An 18,869-nucleotide genomic window follows, 5' to 3' on the forward strand; every position below is an offset into this window, starting at 1 on the left:
TGTATGCGGACCAGCCTTAGGGTATGTCCTCTCCACACAAAAAGGGACACCGCCTGATGTATGGCGATATCCCCGAGGCTATTTGAACAATTATGTGTATCTAATGTGTTGAAGATTGAGATGTACTTGGATCGGGTTTAGCAGGTGCTTGTGAGGCTTGAGCTGGTGGTTGTGAAGCTTGAGCAGCGGGTGTCCCAGCTTGGCTTGAGGAACTGCTGCTTTGGAACATCGTCTGGATTTTGTCGATGAGCCCAGGTGTAGCATCGATGATTTTCTCGAACAAATGTGTTTGATTGTCGAGTGGCACAATGTTCACCCCATCCTTACCAACCACTAGAAAAGCGATCGGTCTGATGGAAACCCCACCCCCGCTACCGCCACCAAAAGGAAGCATTTTGACGCCGCCTTGGGAGCTGGATCCACTTATAGAATCCTCCACTCGATAATCACTACCCCCTGCAGCAAACCCAAAAGCCACCTTACTGATCGGCAGAATAATACTACCATCAGGTGTTTGTACTGGATCTCCAACAATCGTATTAACATCTACCATACCCTTAATATTTTCCATCGCTGTTTGCATTAGGCCCTGAATAGGATGGTCGCTCATATTGTTTCCTCCTTTGATTGAGTACGATTACTCTTGCTTCTACAGCGCTTATCATCCCCACTTCCACACATTTGTATGTAACTTTCATTCTAAACTTTGCCCGTGAGGTTCCCTTCGCATCCGTTTTAGTAACTTTCTCCACTTACCGATTCCCCCCGACACTCGCAAGACACGTAGAAGCAGCCGCAATAATGCGTATAAGGTATAGGAAACGGACATTTTCCCCTCACATACCAACTCCATTGAAAAACTTGGCTCATCCTGAAAAACAGGCTTCACAAACACTCGTGGATTATGTTTCAATTTAACCCTCTGCGAAATAAACCCTACGATGCTCCATTTCAATCCCCAGGCGGCTCCTGATGCTATGGCTGTGTCTGCTGCATCACCTAGTGAGAAGTCCGTGGACCAGTCAAGCTTTGATATTTTGACATGAGATACGGTTTCCTTAAACCACTTCTTCAATCCACGTGTAGATCTCACTGCTAGCTGTATATTTTTCCGCCAGTGTTCTACTCTCTCTTTATCGAAATGCTCTTCCTTTACAGTATCGACACCTGTTGTTGCCGTACCCGTTTCTTTAAACTTCCCAATCACGCCTTGCTCCAATCCCTTAAAGACCAATCGGGGCAGCTCATAGTGGAGTTTGATCAGACCAAAAAGAGTTTTAACATCTAACTCGAGCAGATCATTTTTGTCATGTTTATAGCACCGGATGCGGAAATCAATAGATGAAGACAAAAGCAGAATCATTGCCACTACCAGCAATCCGAGGGGAATTCCAAGCCATAATGTCACGTATTTACCTCCAAGAAACCTTAATTATGGGAACCTTTGGTTTAGTATGGCAATTTATGCTGGAAAAAATTCGGGGTTTGATTAAAAAATGTGGCCATTCATAAAAATAGGGACAGCCCATAAACCATATCAATGGTTTATGGGCTGTCCCAGCAATACAAATCATTGCGGAATAACAAAAAAAGCTATGATTGCTCAATATCCTCAAACGACATTTGGGTATCCAGCTTATTGAACAATAGCTGTGTCTCCTCTTCCAAATTATCAGTGGATTCGAAGTTTGATGGTTCAGGCAGCTCATTCAGACTTGCGAGACCAAAGCTCTCCAAGAATGATTTCGTCGTCCCATACAAGATTGGGCGCCCTATGGCTTCCGCACGACCTACCTCATGAATCAAATCCTTATTATTCAGCGTATGAATGGCACGTTCCGATTTCACGCCTCGAATCTCTTCGATCTCTACCCGTGTAATCGGCTGACGATAGGCCACGATCGCCAATGTCTCTAATGCAGCCTGAGACAGCGTTGATCTGGAAGGGGAATAAGCCAAACGCTCAAAATAATGGGCGTGCTCAGGCAAGGTTGCCAGCCGATAATTCCCAGCAATTTGGACTACCTGCAGCCCCCGTTCCTGTGTTACATAATCCTCTTTGAGTTCTTCTAATGCTCCAGCCGCTAGCTCTGGACGCTGCTCCGTAATTTCGGCAACTTGCCGCACAGAGATCCCTTCATCACCTGATAGAAACAACAGGCCCTCAATAATCGATTTCAGCGTTTTGTAATCCATTGAAGTGTTCTCCTCCTCTCCACTCCATTACGATGTCATCAAACAATTTCTCTTGGTAGCACAATATCGCCTTCATTTTCATCAGTTCCAGAATCGCAAGAAAAGTAACTACGATCTCGTGTCGCGCCATTTCATCGTGCAGCAGTGCTGAGAAGTGGAGCCTTCCGCCCTTTCCTCTGCGCTGCAGCGCATCCGATACATCACGTATACGATCTTTTACCGATATTTCGTCCCGGGTGATCCGCTGGTAAGATGACCTTCTTGCCGCCTTACTTAGTGCTTTACGGAAAGCAGCTATAAGGTCGGAAGTATGTAATCCTTTTAGCGTATGGTCAATCTCTTCTGGCACGAATGGCCCCAGATCCTCCGGCTCCTTCGTAAAAATCAAGCTCCGCTCGCTCTCCATATCCATTAAATGAACAGCAATACTCTTGAATTTACGATACTCAATCAGTCGCTGAACGAGTTCAGTTCGTGGATCAAATTCATCTTCTTCGTAATATTCAAAATCATCGATCTCAATGACCGGTGGTTTGGGCAGCAATAGCTTGCTCTTTATAGATAATAGGGTTGCGGCCATCACGAGAAATTCACTCGTAATATCCAGTTCAAGCTCCTGCATACTTCGCAGGTACTCCATATACTGTTCGGTGATCTCGGCGACCGGAATGTCCTGGATGTCGATTTCCGCCTTATCAATTAAATGCAATAGCAGATCCAGCGGACCTTCAAACGTTTCCAGCTTGTACAATACAGTCACGAAGCATCCTCCCGCCAAAAAAAAGTAAAGTGCAGCGCCCAAATGGACGCTACACAAGTAGAAAGGGCTCTATAATCCATGCTTTCTTCTTATACTATAAATAAGCACGAATTCGACTGATTCGTCAATAGCTGTCTTACTTAAACAGTTTGTTAAGATTCGCCATTTCAATCGCAGCAGTCGCAGCATCCCAGCCTTTATTTCCTGCTTTGGTTCCTGAACGCTCAATGGCCTGTTCAATATTTTCAGTAGTAACTACGCCAAAAATTGTCGGTACGCCGGTTTTAAGATTAATAGCCGCTACCCCTTTAGCGACTTCATTACATACATAATCATAATGCGTTGTAGACCCACGAATAACGGTTCCTAAAGTGATTACAGCGTCGTATTTACCGCTTTCCGCCATTTTTTGAGCGATCAACGGAATTTCAAACACACCTGGAACCCAAGCTACATCCACCTCATCATCACCAACACCATGGCGCTTAAAGGCATCTAGTGCACCGGATAATAGCTTACTGGTAATAAATTCATTAAAACGTCCTACTACAACTCCGTATTTTAATCCTTCGGAAACTAAATGTCCTTCTAAATATTTCGGCATATCATTCATCTACCCTTCGTTTTTTATTGTGTGTGATTATACTTTGGAATCCTCATTTTGTTCAATGTCGTCAAAAGACAGCAAATGTCCAAGCTTCGCCTGCTTTGTATGGAGATAATTGGTGTTATCTTTATTTTCCGGCATTTGTATTGGCACACGCTCAACAACTTCCAGTCCATAGCCCTCCAGCCCTTTGATCTTACGCGGGTTGTTGGTTAAGAGACGAATTTGGCTTATCCCTAAATCCTTCAGAATCTGTGCACCGATCCCGTAATCACGTAAATCTGCTGGAAAACCAAGCTTTAGATTGGCATCTACAGTATCGAGTCCTTCTTCTTGAAGCTTATAAGCTTTAAGCTTATTAATAAGACCGATGCCTCTGCCTTCTTGGCGCATATAGAGCAATACGCCTCTACCAGCAGCTTCGATCTGTCGAAGCGCTGCTTCAAACTGGGGACCACAATCGCAGCGATGGGAGTGGAATACGTCACCCGTCAAGCATTCGGAATGTACTCGTACTAATACGGGCTCATCACCAGAAATATCGCCCTTCACCAAAGCTACATGTTCTTTATCATCCACTTCATTCGTATACGCAATGGTCTGAAACTCACCGAAATCGGTAGGCAGACGCACGGATACCTCACGATTCACGAGCTGTTCCTTTTCATTACGATAGTGAATGAGATCCTTGATACTGATCAACTTCAGATCATGCTTCTTCGCAATTTCAACCAGATCAGGCAACCGGGCCATCGTGCCATCTTCCTTGATGATTTCACAAATCACACTGGCCGGATATGCACCACACATACGGGCTAAATCAACAGCAGCCTCTGTATGTCCGGAACGGCGCAGTACGCCGCCTTTTTTCGCAATCAGCGGGAACATATGGCCAGGTCTACGGAAATCAGACGGCTTCGCTTTAGGGTCAATCATGGCCTTTACAGTCAAGGATCTTTCCCCCGCTGATATACCAGTAGTTGTATCTATATGGTCAACGGATACAGTAAAGGCTGTGCCGTGATTATCTGTATTGTGACTGACCATAGCCTGTAGTTCAAGCTCTTCCGCACGTTCAGCGGTAATTGGCATACAGACCAAACCACGTCCCTCAGTGATCATAAAATTGATGACTTCTGGTGTCGCCCGTTCAGCAAGAGCTATAAAATCCCCTTCATTCTCACGATCTTCATCATCCACGACGATGATGACTTTGCCGCGCATTAAATCATATATCGCTTCTTCAATCGGATCCAAGACACTATCCTTCTTCGATTGTTCGCTCATGATCCTATCCTCCTAATAGCTTTACGAAGGGTTATTTCCATCTTCGTAAGCTTACTCATTATTTATACAAATCCGTTTGCCGCCAAGAAATCACGACTAATCCCGGAGCTGCTATCATTTTCTTCATCCTGTGCAGCAGAGCCATAATGCAGAAGATGATCTACATATTTGCCCAGGACATCACACTCAATATTTACACTATCCCCTGCCCGCTTATAAGTTAGCACAGTTTCCCCTAGCGTATGCGGAATAATGGATACAGTAAACGATGAAGCCGTCGTCTTTACTACTGTTAAGCTAATGCCATCAATCGTGATCGACCCTTTAGGGATGATATATTTAAACAGCGATTTGCGATCCGGCGCAATCTCATAGACTACTGCATTCTGATCACGCTTTACGCTTTTGATGACAGCAGTGCCATCTACATGTCCCTGAACAATATGACCTCCAAACCGACCACCGGCAGCCATTGCTCGCTCCAGATTCATCCTACTGCCAGGACGTAGCTCCTTCAGATTACTGTTTCGATAGGTCTGAGGCATGACATCCACAGTAAAATAGTTCTCGCCTAAAGTTGTCGCTGTAAGACAGACGCCATTAACCGATACGCTATCACCAATCTTCAAATCATCCATGATGACGGAAGCGGCAATGTTCAGCACCATCATTTCTCCACCGGCGGAGACACTTCTCAGAGTGCCAACTTCTTCGACTAATCCAGTGAACATGCTTTCCCTCCTAGGAGTTTTATGTGAGTAACACTTCTCCGCTATCTCTCCGAACAAAAATTGCTCTGGAAGCACACGATTAAGTTTTGTAACCATTCACTTTAGCGTACCGGAGTACCGCTGATACATACATTATCTCCGAGCACTTTTACTTCCAATCCCTCCAGAGAAATCGCATCCTTCATTAACTCTACACCTGGAAATACAAACGTCCCTTTCGCTTCAGCACCACCGCCAACAATCTTTGGAGCGAAAAAGAGAATCACTCGATCAACTAGCCCACTCTCCAGCATCGCTCCATTTAACGTACCTCCGCCTTCAAGTAAAATCGATCCGATTTCCATTTCACCGAGCGTTACCATAGCAGCCTTCAAATCCACGCGTGGTCCTGCTCCGCTAACAATGATTTGCACACCTGCTTGAAGAAGCGCTGCTTTCTTTTCAGCATCTGCAGCTTCAGTTGTCACGATGATAGTAGGCGCTAGACCGTCACTTACAACTGCTGAATCCAATGGAATACGTAGTCCAGAATCAATTACAATCCGTATCGGGCTAATGCCCGGCACTTCCGTTCTTGTGGTCAGTGAAGGATTATCTGCAATGACTGTGTTCACACCGACCATAATTCCCTGATGCCGATGCCGCAGTGTATGTACGATCTCCCGCGCTTCTCCATTCGAAATCCATTTACTGTCACCAGATTTGGTAGCTAGGTTACCATCCAGCGTACTGGCACTCTTGAGTGTAACAAACGGCTGTTTTGTCAAAATATATTTGATAAACCGCTCATTCAGCCGCAACGCACGATCACGCAGCAACCCTACCTCTACTTCAATACCAGCTTCACGCAGCATTTGAACCCCACGACCCGCCACCTGAGGGTTAGGGTCTTCACAAGCGACTACCACTCTGGCTACTCCCTCGTCGATCAGCCTTTGGCTGCAGGGCGGGGTCTTACCATAGTGGCTACACGGTTCGAGTGTTACATAGGCAGTGCTGCCTTGAGCTTGACCAGCCGCCATGTTCAAGGCATGCACCTCAGCATGACCCGTTCCGCGCTGCAAATGAGTTCCAAGCCCAATCATCGCTCCATTTTTTACAACCACGCAGCCAACAACTGGGTTAATTCCGGTCTGTCCTTGGGCCCGTTCTGCCATATCCAGCGCTAGCGACATATAAAACTCGTCATTCATGTTGTCCATCTCGTTCCTCCTATCCACTTACTGTCTATCTGATGCATAAAAACAGAAAAACCCATCTCATTCTCCAGGAGGAGTAAAGATGGGTTATGCGAGAGTTTAGCGGCAGTCCAAATAAAAGTGTGCGTAAATAACCGTCAAACGACGGTAATTGTGAAATATCGCACATAATAAATGAAAACACTGCAGTCCACCTGTCTAAAACAGACAAGCGGTTAACCTCTCCTTCTTCCATCCAGACTATACTGTCGGTCCCGGAATTTCACCGGGTCCACCGTTCGCGTCAACAACGCGAGCCGGGTAGCGGACTAAGTGTGGTAGATAAACTTAAGAAATAAGCACTCTACAACAACATCACCGCCGGTAGGGAATTACACCCTGCCCTGAAGGATTGATCCTTTATTTAATTGAGGTTCAAGTTTTCCTTACTAACAAAATTATCACTTACACCTTCGAAATGCAAGTGCGTTTTATATATTTACTTAAAATTTGTAACTTGATTCTGAGAGGTATGGTGATTACAAGAAGAAACGATATGGTTTTATATTAACAAACTTTTATAAGAATTCGTCTCTCTCTTACACATCCATCCCTTTTATTGGGCTATAGAAAGCCAACGGAGGTACAGTTATAATCCATTCCATAATTTCATAAAAAGAAGAAAACAAAGAAGCGCCAGGACTTTATCTCCAGGCGCTTCTTTTCCTTTTCAATTACAAACCACGTTCTTGTTGTTTCAATAGATCACGAATTTCCGTTAGCAACACGATATCTTCTGCGGGTGCTGGCGTCTCCACCACTTCAACTTTAACGGCTTCTTTGCGCTGGAATTTATTAGCCAGTTTAATCACCATAAAGATTGAGAAGGAAATAATAAAGAAATCAACGACCGCCTGCAAAAATTGCCCATAAGGAATAATCAGTTCATTATGCATAACCATAACACTTAGAGCCCGATCCTTCAGATCTATACCACCTGTTATCAAGCCAACAATTGGCGTAATGATGTCAGATACTAATGAGGTCACAATCTTACCAAAAGCTGCTCCGATAACGACAGCAATGGCTAAATCTAGTACATTTCCTTTCAGGGCAAAAGCTTTAAACTCTTTCCACATCTTCCAATTCTCCTCCAACCTATTGAATTTGAAATTATTATAGCATAGCCGCTTCCCAAATCTTAAGACTTGTTAAGAAACTATTAAGTTTACCTTTACTTTTGCCTGCCACCGTTGTTAAGAAATCTCATGTTAAATAAGGATTACGAACTACAAAAAGGAAGATTCCTAACATGGAAACTTTTTCAACTTTTAAAAAAAGCATTCCAAGCCCCAGCTCGTTCTTTCTGCACAGATTAAAACATGGATTGAGGCTCTTCGATGGGAGCAAGCTAAAGGAAATAACAACCTAGAATGGTGCTTCGAGTATTTGGGTAATTGGGGCTGTACCGACAGCTTTCCCAAGCTATCAGTACTTTTTTGCATCCGCATCTCTGTTATGCAGGCGGCTATATTCTAGCTTTAAGTTTCTCTTGGATCGTTGTTAGTCTTTCAGCACGTGATCTGCCATTTGCCTGAATGTTTTACGGAAATGTATACTTCTTGTAGTAAGGAGGCTTTACAAGAAAGGACGCTGAGTAATGCACAACGCAACATTACTTTTGGTTGACGACGAAGCAGAAATTATTAAACTCATGCAGATCTATCTGGAGAACGAGGGATACCGTCTGTTCACTGCCCGTGACGGGCTGGAAGCACTTGAAATTATCAAGAATGAAACTATAGACCTAATGGTTCTAGATATCATGATGCCCAACATGGATGGTATCGAGGCTTGTATTAAAATTCGCGAAACACATAAATTTCCAATTATTATGTTATCTGCTAAGGGTCAGGAACTAGACAAAATCACGGGACTCAGTGTAGGTGCGGATGATTATGTTACGAAGCCTTTTAGTCCGTTGGAGCTTGTCGCCCGCATTAAATCTCAGCTGCGTAGAACCCGGAATTACATGTTAGATCTAAGTGCCAAACAGGATGATATCATCATTGATGGCTTGGTTATTAACTCGATTACGCATGAAGTTAGCGTGGATGATCACCCAGTAAAACTTACTCCGAGAGAATTTGCAATTCTGGAGCTGCTCGCCCGTCACAGGGGACAAGTACTAAGCATGGAGCAAATTTACGCTAAAGTATGGAAAGAACAATTTCTCGAAAGCAATAATACGCTCATGGTTCACATTCGAAAAATCAGAGAAAAAATTGAAGCTAATCCGAGAAAACCACAATATTTGAAGACGGTATGGGGCGTTGGCTACAAATTGGAGAAAGGAGGTCCTTCTAGTTGAACTTTAAACGATTCGATACCCTATCCTGGAAAATCGTTGGCTTCAGCCTAACGAGTCTAGCACTTACAGCAGCAATCGTATTGGTCGGCTATTATGGTATATCCCTATTGCTATGGCTAAACCCTTCTCGTTCTTTCTGGGGGGTTAGACTCATCCACTGGGTAATCAATAACATCGGGTCTATTCCTGTAGTGATTCTTATTGGAATTCCTTTATTTATTTTTTTCATCCTTAAACTATCCAGAAATACAACCAGTAATCTTCAAAACATTACGAGCGGGGTTCAAGCTATTGCAGACGGCAATTTATCTTTTCAGGTACCGGTATCAGGTACGGATGAACTTGGTAAACTCGCCGAAAATATGAACCTCATGGCTGGCAAGCTAAAATCTGCTATAGAGGAAGAACGAGCAGCTGCGAAAGCCAAAAACGACCTAATTACAGGTGTATCACATGATCTCCGAACCCCTCTAACTTCTGTACTCGGATTTCTGGAGTATATCGAAAAGGATCGTTATAAGACCGAGGTCGAGCTTCGTTATTATGTGAATATTGCCTATGAGAAATCTCTGACTCTTAAAAAGCTAATTGACGATTTATTCGAATATACACGAGTTAGCAGCAGCGGGCTCCCCCTTAATATTGAGCCTGTTGATCTCGGAAAGCTGCTTGAACAGCTTGTCGAGGAATTCGCTCCCGTACTTGAGCAAGCGGATATGACCTATCGTATTCATACGGATAAGGGCCCTTTGATTATCCTTGGTGATGCGGATGAGTTAGTTCGATTATATGAGAATCTATTTACCAATGCGGTTAGATACGGTAAAGAAGGTAAGATTCTAGATATTACAGTTTATAGAACAGGCGATAGAGTGATTGCTACATGCAAGAATTACGGCAACCCGATCCCTGCCACGGATCTCCCCCACTTATTTAAGCGATTTTATCGCGTCGATAAATCACGTTCCCGAGAGACTGGTGGAAGCGGATTAGGACTCGCGATTGCTAAGAGCATCACAGAGCTCCACGGTGGGGCTATTTCTGCCAAAAGCACACCCAAACAAACTGAATTTGAGACTTCCTTCCCAGCGATCGATTGATGTTTGTGGGGATGTTTTTGAGTTTTGGGCAAACGTAAAAAAGCACCCGACAATTTTTTGCCGGATGCTTTTTTATTTCAATCGCTGTTCATACTCTAAACAAAGACTTGCTACCTGTTTCCCCTCCGTTTAAACACACGGTTTAGAATAAAGCCAATGGCTATTAATCCAATACCAATCATATAAAGCGGTGCAGAGCTACTTTCTCCCGTCTTAGGAAGCTGAGGAGCACTTGAAGTGCTGTTGTTCACCGGCCCCTTCGGTACTTCCTCATCAACAATGTCGACTTCTCTTAACGGAACATCTTCATCTGTAATAACTAAATCCGGAGTTCCCACTTCTTCTGATGTCGTGGATTCCAGATTGGTCGTATTCCCAGGGCCAGCAGGTACTGCCGGATCATTGATGATTACTCCCGGCACCAGCGAACTCGTGGATGTTGGTGTCACCGTGCCTCCTGGGATTCCTGATATCGGTGTTGAAGTTGGTGCTACAGTCGGATCTGTTGACGGAGTAACCATTGGTTCCGACGAAGCTGATGAGGTCGGTGTCGGTGTTGCTGTTGGAGCTATAGTTGACTCTGGTGTTGCAGTAGGCGTAGGCTCAATTGCTTTTTGATTTGTAATTACGAGTTGATTCGTTGATGAAGACTGAACGGACACTGGATGCTCTGTAGGATCAAGTACATAGCCAATAGGAGCTATCGTCTCAATCAATACGTAGTTACCCAACCATAATTTATTGAATGTTGCTGTACCTGTGGAATCTGTGGTTAAGCTATTCATAAATACCCGGTCTGAGCCGTTTTGACGATAGAGTGCAAAAGTTGCATCTCCCAGCGTCTTCAAGTTGTCCTCTGCATCCAGCTTCTTGATCATCAAGGAGCCTCTAACCCCGCTACCTGATCCTGAACCACTCGACACACCGACGATAATTTCTTTAAAAGAATCTTTACTAATTTCATTAACATTATGACCACTGAAACGAACAGTATTAGTAACTTTATCTCCTGTATTCGCCATAATCAGGGATTGATAGTCGAGAATATAAGGTTTACTAATCTCCTTGGCGAAGCTTAAATCAAACGACTGCTTGCCGTCTACATCCGTTTTTATTTCTAGGCTGTAATCGATACCCTGAATCAATTCAGGGTATCTTTTGGTTATGTCCCCGTTCTCTGCTACGTTTGTTGGATACAAGTGGAAGGAGTCCTGCAGTAAAATCTGATTAGCACTAGGCGTATCTTTGATTACAGCATTCTTCACCGTAGACTGACCGCTATTGATTTGAATACTCCAATCTATTTTATCACCTTTCTGAGCACCATCCTTTAAGAGATATTCATCCCCATGAGGGATCGTTACAGAAGCATTTAAATCCTTGGAAGCCTTCTTTATTCCATCATAAAGATTGGCCTTATTCTCAATAGAAGTACCGATGACTTGGCCTTCAAGACTTGTATGAAAGTCGATATAATAAGCGGAATGAATGCTGTCTTTAAAAGAGACCTTCAACTCGTTAGTAGCACTGACACTATAAGTGTATTTGCTACTGTTTACCTCGATACCTTTCGTTGGATCTCCATTCTTAGCAACATTCATGGTGTACACTTTCAGCGATCCAGGAACCAGGGTTTGACCCGATTTCAAAATATCCACGACCTCTGACTCTGCAACCGTTTTGCTATTATAGTTGACCCCTAATGTCCAAGCTAAATCTTTAGTCGAAGCATTATAGGAACCAAATTTCAAGCCATTACTTTTCGCTTCATCTCTTGGGATAAATAGACCTTCTGCTTCTGTGGTGCGAGGAATTTCGGACGTGTCAATCCAGTCCATCCTAACCTTGTTATTGAAATTTTCAGTATTAGACCAAATCCAATCCTTATTAAATTCCGTTGTATAGCTAACCGTATAAAGACCAGTAATCTGCGAATTAAAGACCACCTTGAATCCTTTATTGAACTGAACAGGAGCATTGTAAACCAAACTATATTTGGAAGGATTCAATACGGACCCTTTAGAATCTCTAATGACAAGCGATTCTGGGATGAATTTCAATCCACCAAACGGGAACGTTTCTGTAATTTCAACCCGGTCCATTGGATAGTTATCACTGTTTAATGTGACTTTCCATCCAACCGTTTTATTCTGATAATTTACGTCTGATAAATTCTTATACAGAATGGCTGAACGTATTAAACGAGTAGCCTGTTCAGTGTAGGTACTATCCGTAACTGTATTCGTGATTGTAGTATCTGCAAACACACGGTTTACTGCTTTAGTCTTATATTCAATTCGAAAGGGGAAGGATACATCCTGATTAAATTGCAAGGAGAACCCCGTCTTACTCACGTCTGAAGCTGCAACTACAGTGTAATCAAGATCCTTTTTCAAAAGATTTCCTAACGTTGGAGCACCCGTTGAATCCAACTGCACCTTATACACTTTTAACGAATCCGCTACTAACGCTTGAGAATCATCAAATAAATCCGCTAGTTTTGCATCTCCCTGCAAGATCTTTTGTTCATTAAAATTATATTCGATTGCCCAGGAAATGATTTGATTGCTCCAGTCATATCCGCTAGAATACTTGTTCAAACTTCCTCCTCGTTCTACTTGAACAGTAGCAGAGGAACTTACAGGAACTTGCCCCTCTCCTGCAAAAGTCGCTGTATTCGTGAAGCTTAGCCGATGCTCATCAGTAATAGCTGTGGAGTATTCAATACGGTATGCACTCGATATCGCAGGATCAGTGAAATGAACATTTAACGTTCCTCCAGTGAACGCTGTAGAATATTTACTGGTATCGAGTAGTGCTCCTTGCGTTACCGAACCGTCCAACTGGATACTCAGTTGATACACACTCACAGTAACCGGAGTGCTAAGTGACAAACCTGATGGTATAGGGTCCGTTACAACTGCATTTCCAACAGTTTTTAATGATTTATTTACGTCAACCGACCATAGAATATGGTCTGCATTAAAACCCTGAGGAATCCCCCTCTTCTCAATGGTCGATCCTACATTTGGTTTAAAATTCACAGTAACCGTCTGAACACCACCGCTTACCGGAAATAAAATCTGCTGAATAGTACTTCCTGAGATCTTTTGTTTATCAAACTTAGTATTGATCCGAAGCGTTCCTTGCACGTCATCATGCGTTTCTATGTAGTCATTAAAGATCATAGTTACTTGATGTGATAACTGCTCAACTGTAAAAGTTCCTACATCTCCATCCTCTGAGACTAACACACCGTTAATATCATTAAAAAGCCGAAACTGCTCTGGAAGCTGAAAGGTAAAGGTATCTCCCTGCTTGTATTGATGAGCTTTAGGAAGAGACCACGCATAATCTAATGTTACATTAGCATCTTGTTCATAGACGCTATCCGTAACCGTCTGCCCGTCTGCACCATATACAGCCATTGAGACACTGGTGATGATATTCCGCTCTTGATCGATTGCCGCTGCTTGTACTTGTGGAGTGAACCCGATGCCATAAGCATATTGCGCTACAAGCAACAGAATAACGATCATCACACTTATTCTTTTCTTTAACATTATCCTATAGCCTCCAATTCCTTTTCCAATTTGATTTTTCTGTGTTTGTATCCCCACTTGAAGCGTAATCTCTGCCATTCCGCATGCTCGATTGCTTCTTATGTAATACCGCGCCCATCGCCCCATCTTATGTTAAAATAATGAAAAGACATCCTTTTGTGGGCAGTTGACAGAATCCATACATATTTAACCATTTTATGGATGTTCAGAAACAGAAAATATCAATGTTTATAAATTTGTTTTTTGAAGTACTTTTCAGGTACGAAGGAGGTTGGTTCATGCATCTTTCATCTTATTTTGATCGACAGCGTACGGAGGATTTCATTATGTTCTCCCCTTCACATTGGATTGCTCTGTCTATCATTACATTGGTCTGTATACTGTTTTACAGTTTAAGATTCGAGATTCGGACTGATGTGAGACTTCGGCAAAGTGTGCGTTTGCTGCTGATCATTGTACTTTTATTCTCAGAAACAGGACTTCAAATATGGTACCTCTCTCAAGGCGTATGGCAATCCAGCAGCTCACTCCCATTCGAACTATGCGGAATTACTTTACTATTATCTGTTATCATGCTGATAACTCGCAGCCGAACACTTTACTCCTTTCTGTATTTTGCTGGGATAGGTGGAGCATTCATTGCTTTACTCACACCGAATCTGGTCTATCCGTTCCCTCATTTCCGATTTCTACTGTTCTTTATAGCACATGGTGGTATTGTTCTGGCTTCTCTTTATATGACCTGGATTGAGGGCTATAAGCCCACTTGGAAATCTCTCCTGTTCACCCTGTTTGGACTAAACATTGTGGCCGCCTGTGTGTGGATCGCCAATTACATCCTAGGGTCTAACTACATGTTCCTATCTCATAAGCCCAGCACTTATTCTGTATTGGATTATTTCGGACCTTATCCTTATTACCTGCTTGTTGAAGAGTTGTTTGCCTTCTTTGTGTTTCTGCTCATGTATTTGGTATTCTTCTGGGTGCCAGAGCAGCGTAAATCGAGACGTAAAAGAATAAGCCGGATTCCTTATTAAATAAGAAAAAGGCCAGCCTCCGATAATCTGGAGACTAGCCTTTTTAAATTAAGAATTCTTAAGCTTCGATGATTTCTACCGAAGTCATTTTGTCGCGTCCTTTGAAAGTATCAACAAGATCCATACCTTCAACTACTTTACCGAATACTGTGTGAACTCCATCTAAGTGTGGTTGCGGTGCATAGCAGATGTAGAACTGGCTTCCGCCTGTGTTCTTACCCGCATGTGCCATAGCAAGTGTTCCGCGCTCGTGTTTGTTTGGGTTGATTTCGCAGTTGATTGTGTATCCTGGACCACCAGATCCAGTTCCGTTAGGACATCCGCCTTGAGCTACAAAACCAGGGATAACACGGTGGAATGTCAATCCATTGTAGAAACCATCTTTTGCTAGCTTTTCAAAGTTAGCTACAGTGTTTGGTGCATCTTGATCGAACAAGTCGATCAGCACTACGCCGCCATTTTCAAGAGTAATTTTCGCTTGCTTTGCCATATGTAAATGACCCCTTTCAAAATTAACAAATTTAGAATACCTCAATTATATTACTATGAAACCACGCACAAAGCAAAGCAAGCAGGAGTAATTCCTGCTTGCTCTCTATGCCTTACCAGTTTTCCCTACCTAACATTAACGGCTGTTACTTAGCTACAGCAGCTTGTTTAGCGATACGCTCAGGAACAATATCGTTGGCAATAAGATCATTATAGCTTTCGCGGCGCACTACAAGATCGCTGTGTCCGTTCTGAACGAACACTAAGGCCGGACGACGAATCCGGTTATAGTTGCTCGCCATCGAGTAATTGTAAGCGCCTGTGCAGGCTACAGCCAACAGATCACCGCTTTCAGCCTCAGGCAGTTCAACATCCCATATCAGCATATCTCCGCTCTCGCAGCATTTACCAGCGATGGATACAGTTTCTGTAGCCTCTTCATTCGCACGATTAGCAAGTAATGCCTCGTATTTAGATTGGTACAATGCAGGACGTGGATTATCAGTCATCCCACCGTCAACAGCAACATACTTACGCACGCCTGGAATATCCTTGTTCGTACCTACTGTATAAAGTGTAGTCCCTGCATCTCCAACAATACTGCGGCCCGGCTCCACCCAAATTTCAGGCAAAGCATTATAAATTCCAGCAAAATGAGTCTTCACGGCATCCGTAATTGCACCTACATATTCAGAAACATGTAACGGGGTATCACCCTCAACATAACGAATACCGAAACCTCCACCTAGGTTTACTACACGGAAGTCCACATCCAAACCTTCTTTAACACTACGAGCAAAACTCGCTACACGTTCAACAGCAAGCTGAAATCCATCCGTTTCAAAAATTTGAGAACCAATATGGGAGTGTACGCCAAGCAGCACTAAATTCTTTTTGCTGACTGCTGCTTTAACTGCTTCATAAGCTGCTCCATTACCGATATCAAATCCGAATTTGGAATCGGTCTGGCCTGTTGTAATATACTCATGCGTATGTGCTTCGACACCTGGTGTCACACGTAATAAGATGTTAACCTTAACTTCTTTACGTGATGCAATCGACTGCAAAAGATTAAGTTCTACCAGATTATCGACTACAAAGCAGCCGATCCCGGCATCAATCGCCATTTCAATCTCTTCTGACGTCTTATTGTTGCCATGAAAATGAATACGTTCTGCAGGAAAGCCAGCTTGCAAAGCAGTATAAAGTTCGCCATCCGATACAACATCAAGCGACAAGCCTTCTTCATCAGCCAAACGAACCATAGCCATTACTGAGAACGCCTTACTTGCGTAAGCTACTTGGAACCCAAGTCCAGAGGATTTAAAAGCATCCATATATTCCCGGCAACGTTGTCTCACCAATTGCTCGTCCAATATATATAGCGGGGTTCCATATTCCGCCTTCAATTCAGTTACATCACATCCGCCGATCTCCAAATGCCCAGCATCGTTAATTCGGCTAGTACCGTGTAGAAACATTCTTTAGTCCTCCAATTTCTGTGGAATATCAAGGTTCCACCCTGTCTTTAGTGTATTCAGTATAACAGACAGTGGGAACTCCATTGAATGGACTAATTTGCAGTAGTTTTGTATTTTCCTACGATTGTTAATCATTCTTTTGAGTAGGCGGCACTCTTGTATTGTCTCTAGTTTTATTGAAAGACGGCCTATTCTTCGAGCTTAAGACTGGCTTGCGCACTAGAATTTCACTCATTGCCTTTGCATTAAAAGGTATAAACGGCCACATATAAGAGGAGTTATAGGACCGATGGGTAGTTAGGAAAATAGTCAGTAACGTCGTGCCAATCATAAATCCTGGCACCTGGAATGCCGCAACGGCTACTAATAACACAAGCCTGACTATTCGATTCGCAAGACCCAGCTCATAACTCGGGGTTGCAAACATACCGATGGAGGCAACAGCCATATACAGAACTACCTCATTTACAAACAAACCACTCTGTACCGCTATATCACCAATCAGTATGGCAGCAATCAGACCCATCGCTGATCCTAAAGGCGTTGGTGTGTGTACTGCGGCCATCCGCAGTAAATCAACCCCAAGCTCCACAATTAGAAACTGGGCGAGTATTGGAATTCTGGCGGTCTTTTGAGGTCCAATGAAATCCAGCACAGCCGGCTTTAGTTCAGGATGAATGACAAGCAACATCCATAGCGGCAGCAGAAACATGGACGCAAATATACCGATGAAACGGACCCACCGCAAGTACGTTCCCATAAAAGGAGTCTGACGATTCTCCTCTGCATGCTGACAAAGATCAAAAAAAGTAGTTGGAAGAACAATAACAATAGGTGAGGTATCTACAAACAGTATTACCCGTCCCTCTAATAAATTGGAAGCTACGACGTCAGGGCGTTCAGAATAACGCACCATAGGATATGGATTCCATCCACCGCCGATAATTGCCTCCTCTAATTGTTTATCTGCCAGAGGAATACCATCAATATCAATGCTTTTGATTTTGTCGATAACAGACTTAACTTGTGTTTTATCAACAATATCATCAATGTAAGCCACGCAGACATCTGTCTGTGTCCGTCGTCCAACCCGAAATAGCTCATATTTCAGCCCTGGATCACGAACCCGTCTTCTTACAAGCGAGATATTGCTCAGTAAAGTCTCTGTAAAACCGTCGCGCGCACCGCGCACCACCCGATCAATCGAAGGCTCGGCTGGACTGCGACTAGGATAAGAACGAGTATCCATGATGATAACTTTGTTCTCACCTTCGACGAATAGCACGCTCAAGCCTTCTAGTACTTTCTCGATACTTTCACTTAAAGAATTTCCCTCTTCCACCTGAATGTGAGGGACATATTCATTCATAAAGCTAGACAGCACACCCGTTGACAGATTCTCAGATGTGAGATAGGTCAGACGTTTCAGAATATCATCGGTCACATCTGTATTAGTAAATCCACTTAAACAGAGTAGAGCTGTCTTATGTCCGCCAAAGGACATCTGTCTAAACGTCACATCAAAGCTTGTGCCAAGTCCCATTACCTCAGTAAGTGTTTGTTTCGTATCTTGCAGGGACATAGGGATTTCATCATTACCTTGCCAGTAAATGACGGATTCTTTTAACGAGTTGGAGTGCTCGCGGTCTCGTTTCTTCTGTAGCCCGCCGCTTCCCTTTAGATTACTGTCTTGTGATTCTTGTTGTGCTTGCTTCTTAGATAGTTTGGACTTTGGCGTCACTTTGGCTTGCGATTCTTCCCCTGACTCTGTTGCAGACAATGACCCGCCTGCTTGTTGGGTATTCTGATCTTGCGCCTCATCTTCGGATTCAGAGTCTGAATCTAAGCCGAATAATCTGGCAAAAAATCCTTTACTAGGCTCATTCTGATCCTGATTCCCAAGCTCATCTGAGGCCTCTGCATCCTGCTGGCCGGAATCCGGTTGTGCTGATGTTTCAGCGCTTTGCTCTTCTAACCCTAGCTCATCTGAGGCCTCTGCATCCTGCTGCCCGGAATCCGGTTGTGCTGATGCTTCAGCGCTTTGCTCTTCTGACCCTAGCTCATCTGAG

16 protein-coding genes and 1 riboswitch are annotated in these 18,869 nt (G+C 43.5%); of the genes, 3 read left to right on the forward strand and 13 right to left on the reverse strand.

Going from position 1 to position 18,869, the window contains the following annotated elements; genetic code table 11:
- Positions 1-100 precede the first annotated feature (100 nt).
- From ytfJ to mscL, 9 genes are all read right to left on the reverse strand, one after another.
- Positions 101-610 carry a GerW family sporulation protein gene (gene ytfJ / locus M2444_RS07165; RefSeq protein WP_094876366.1) on the reverse strand — a complete coding sequence of 170 codons (510 nt, stop codon included), beginning with the start codon at positions 608-610 and terminating at the stop codon, positions 101-103.
- Positions 611-694: 84 nt separating this feature from the next.
- Positions 695-1,408 carry a DUF2953 domain-containing protein gene (locus M2444_RS07170; protein ID WP_280786610.1) on the reverse strand — a complete coding sequence of 238 codons (714 nt, stop codon included), beginning with the start codon at positions 1,406-1,408 and terminating at the stop codon, positions 695-697.
- Positions 1,409-1,593: 185 nt separating this feature from the next.
- The gene (gene scpB / locus M2444_RS07175; RefSeq protein WP_094870098.1) at positions 1,594-2,196 is read right to left on the reverse strand and encodes an SMC-Scp complex subunit ScpB; all 603 of its coding nucleotides are present in this window, start codon (positions 2,194-2,196) and stop codon (positions 1,594-1,596) included.
- Positions 2,165-2,956, reverse strand: a complete 792-nt coding sequence (locus tag M2444_RS07180) for a segregation and condensation protein A (RefSeq protein ID WP_094876365.1) — start codon at positions 2,954-2,956, stop codon at positions 2,165-2,167. The genes scpB and M2444_RS07180 overlap by 32 nt, the downstream gene beginning before the upstream one ends.
- A gap of 136 nt (positions 2,957-3,092) precedes the next feature.
- On the reverse strand, positions 3,093-3,560 hold the full coding sequence (gene ribH / locus M2444_RS07185; protein ID WP_036676377.1) for a 6,7-dimethyl-8-ribityllumazine synthase: 468 nt from the start codon (positions 3,558-3,560) through the stop codon (positions 3,093-3,095).
- A gap of 36 nt (positions 3,561-3,596) precedes the next feature.
- Positions 3,597-4,850 (reverse strand): bifunctional 3,4-dihydroxy-2-butanone-4-phosphate synthase/GTP cyclohydrolase II, encoded by a 1,254-nt coding sequence (locus M2444_RS07190; RefSeq protein WP_094870100.1) that lies wholly within the window; start codon positions 4,848-4,850, stop codon positions 3,597-3,599.
- Between the two features lie 62 nt (positions 4,851-4,912).
- Complete coding sequence (gene ribE / locus M2444_RS07195; RefSeq protein WP_094876364.1) at positions 4,913-5,581, reverse strand: riboflavin synthase; 669 nt, start codon at positions 5,579-5,581, stop codon at positions 4,913-4,915.
- A 101-nt stretch (positions 5,582-5,682) separates the two neighbouring features.
- Positions 5,683-6,783 (reverse strand): bifunctional diaminohydroxyphosphoribosylaminopyrimidine deaminase/5-amino-6-(5-phosphoribosylamino)uracil reductase RibD, encoded by a 1,101-nt coding sequence (gene ribD, locus M2444_RS07200; RefSeq protein ID WP_094870102.1) that lies wholly within the window; start codon positions 6,781-6,783, stop codon positions 5,683-5,685.
- Between the two features lie 216 nt (positions 6,784-6,999).
- Positions 7,000-7,175: riboswitch (FMN riboswitch) on the reverse strand.
- Between the two features lie 318 nt (positions 7,176-7,493).
- Complete coding sequence (gene mscL / locus M2444_RS07205; protein WP_076284542.1) at positions 7,494-7,898, reverse strand: large-conductance mechanosensitive channel protein MscL; 405 nt, start codon at positions 7,896-7,898, stop codon at positions 7,494-7,496.
- Positions 7,899-8,419: 521 nt separating this feature from the next.
- Between mscL and M2444_RS07210 the strand changes: the two genes are divergently transcribed.
- A complete protein-coding gene (locus M2444_RS07210) occupies positions 8,420-9,130 on the forward strand; it encodes a response regulator transcription factor (protein ID WP_280786611.1) in 711 nt (236 codons plus the stop codon).
- Positions 9,127-10,230 (forward strand): sensor histidine kinase, encoded by a 1,104-nt coding sequence (locus tag M2444_RS07215; protein WP_280786612.1) that lies wholly within the window; start codon positions 9,127-9,129, stop codon positions 10,228-10,230. The genes M2444_RS07210 and M2444_RS07215 overlap by 4 nt, the downstream gene beginning before the upstream one ends.
- Positions 10,231-10,340: 110 nt before the next feature.
- Here the strand turns inward: M2444_RS07215 and M2444_RS07220 are convergent, their stop codons facing one another.
- On the reverse strand, positions 10,341-13,793 hold the full coding sequence (locus tag M2444_RS07220; protein WP_280786613.1) for a collagen binding domain-containing protein: 3,453 nt from the start codon (positions 13,791-13,793) through the stop codon (positions 10,341-10,343).
- Between the two features lie 278 nt (positions 13,794-14,071).
- Here M2444_RS07220 and M2444_RS07225 point away from each other — a divergent pair, with 278 nt between their 5' ends.
- A complete protein-coding gene (locus tag M2444_RS07225) occupies positions 14,072-14,830 on the forward strand; it encodes a YwaF family protein (RefSeq protein ID WP_280786614.1) in 759 nt (252 codons plus the stop codon).
- 58 nt (positions 14,831-14,888) lie between these two features.
- Here M2444_RS07225 and M2444_RS07230 read toward each other — a convergent pair whose 3' ends face one another.
- From M2444_RS07230 to M2444_RS07240, 3 genes are all read right to left on the reverse strand, one after another.
- The gene (locus M2444_RS07230; RefSeq protein WP_042190291.1) at positions 14,889-15,320 is read right to left on the reverse strand and encodes a peptidylprolyl isomerase; all 432 of its coding nucleotides are present in this window, start codon (positions 15,318-15,320) and stop codon (positions 14,889-14,891) included.
- A gap of 145 nt (positions 15,321-15,465) precedes the next feature.
- Positions 15,466-16,800, reverse strand: a complete 1,335-nt coding sequence (gene lysA, locus M2444_RS07235) for a diaminopimelate decarboxylase (protein WP_094870107.1) — start codon at positions 16,798-16,800, stop codon at positions 15,466-15,468.
- Positions 16,801-16,927: 127 nt separating this feature from the next.
- Positions 16,928-18,580, reverse strand: coding sequence for a spore germination protein (locus tag M2444_RS07240; RefSeq protein WP_256989805.1), 1,653 nt, complete (start codon positions 18,578-18,580; stop codon positions 16,928-16,930).
- Positions 18,581-18,869 lie beyond the last annotated feature (289 nt).

This window comes from Paenibacillus sp. PastF-3, from assembly GCF_029893135.1.
Taxonomy (GTDB): Bacteria; Bacillota; Bacilli; order Paenibacillales; family Paenibacillaceae; genus Paenibacillus_AQ; species Paenibacillus_AQ nitricinens.

What these genes read in the sequence shown, in the direction of transcription:
- ribD (WP_094870102.1), bottom strand. Translation starts at nt 6,783, where the DNA reads ATGGACAACATGAATGACGAGTTTTATATGTCGCTAGCGCTGGATATG.
- M2444_RS07230 (WP_042190291.1), bottom strand. Translation starts at nt 15,320, where the DNA reads ATGGCAAAGCAAGCGAAAATTACTCTTGAAAATGGCGGCGTAGTGCTG.
- scpB (WP_094870098.1), bottom strand. Translation starts at nt 2,196, where the DNA reads ATGGATTACAAAACGCTGAAATCGATTATTGAGGGCCTGTTGTTTCTA.
- M2444_RS07225 (WP_280786614.1), top strand. Translation starts at nt 14,072, where the DNA reads ATGCATCTTTCATCTTATTTTGATCGACAGCGTACGGAGGATTTCATT.
- M2444_RS07190 (WP_094870100.1), bottom strand. Translation starts at nt 4,850, where the DNA reads ATGAGCGAACAATCGAAGAAGGATAGTGTCTTGGATCCGATTGAAGAA.
- mscL (WP_076284542.1), bottom strand. Translation starts at nt 7,898, where the DNA reads ATGTGGAAAGAGTTTAAAGCTTTTGCCCTGAAAGGAAATGTACTAGAT.
- ytfJ (WP_094876366.1), bottom strand. Translation starts at nt 610, where the DNA reads ATGAGCGACCATCCTATTCAGGGCCTAATGCAAACAGCGATGGAAAAT.
- ribH (WP_036676377.1), bottom strand. Translation starts at nt 3,560, where the DNA reads ATGCCGAAATATTTAGAAGGACATTTAGTTTCCGAAGGATTAAAATAC.
- lysA (WP_094870107.1), bottom strand. Translation starts at nt 16,800, where the DNA reads ATGTTTCTACACGGTACTAGCCGAATTAACGATGCTGGGCATTTGGAG.
- M2444_RS07210 (WP_280786611.1), top strand. Translation starts at nt 8,420, where the DNA reads ATGCACAACGCAACATTACTTTTGGTTGACGACGAAGCAGAAATTATT.
- ribE (WP_094876364.1), bottom strand. Translation starts at nt 5,581, where the DNA reads ATGTTCACTGGATTAGTCGAAGAAGTTGGCACTCTGAGAAGTGTCTCC.
- M2444_RS07220 (WP_280786613.1), bottom strand. Translation starts at nt 13,793, where the DNA reads ATGTTAAAGAAAAGAATAAGTGTGATGATCGTTATTCTGTTGCTTGTA.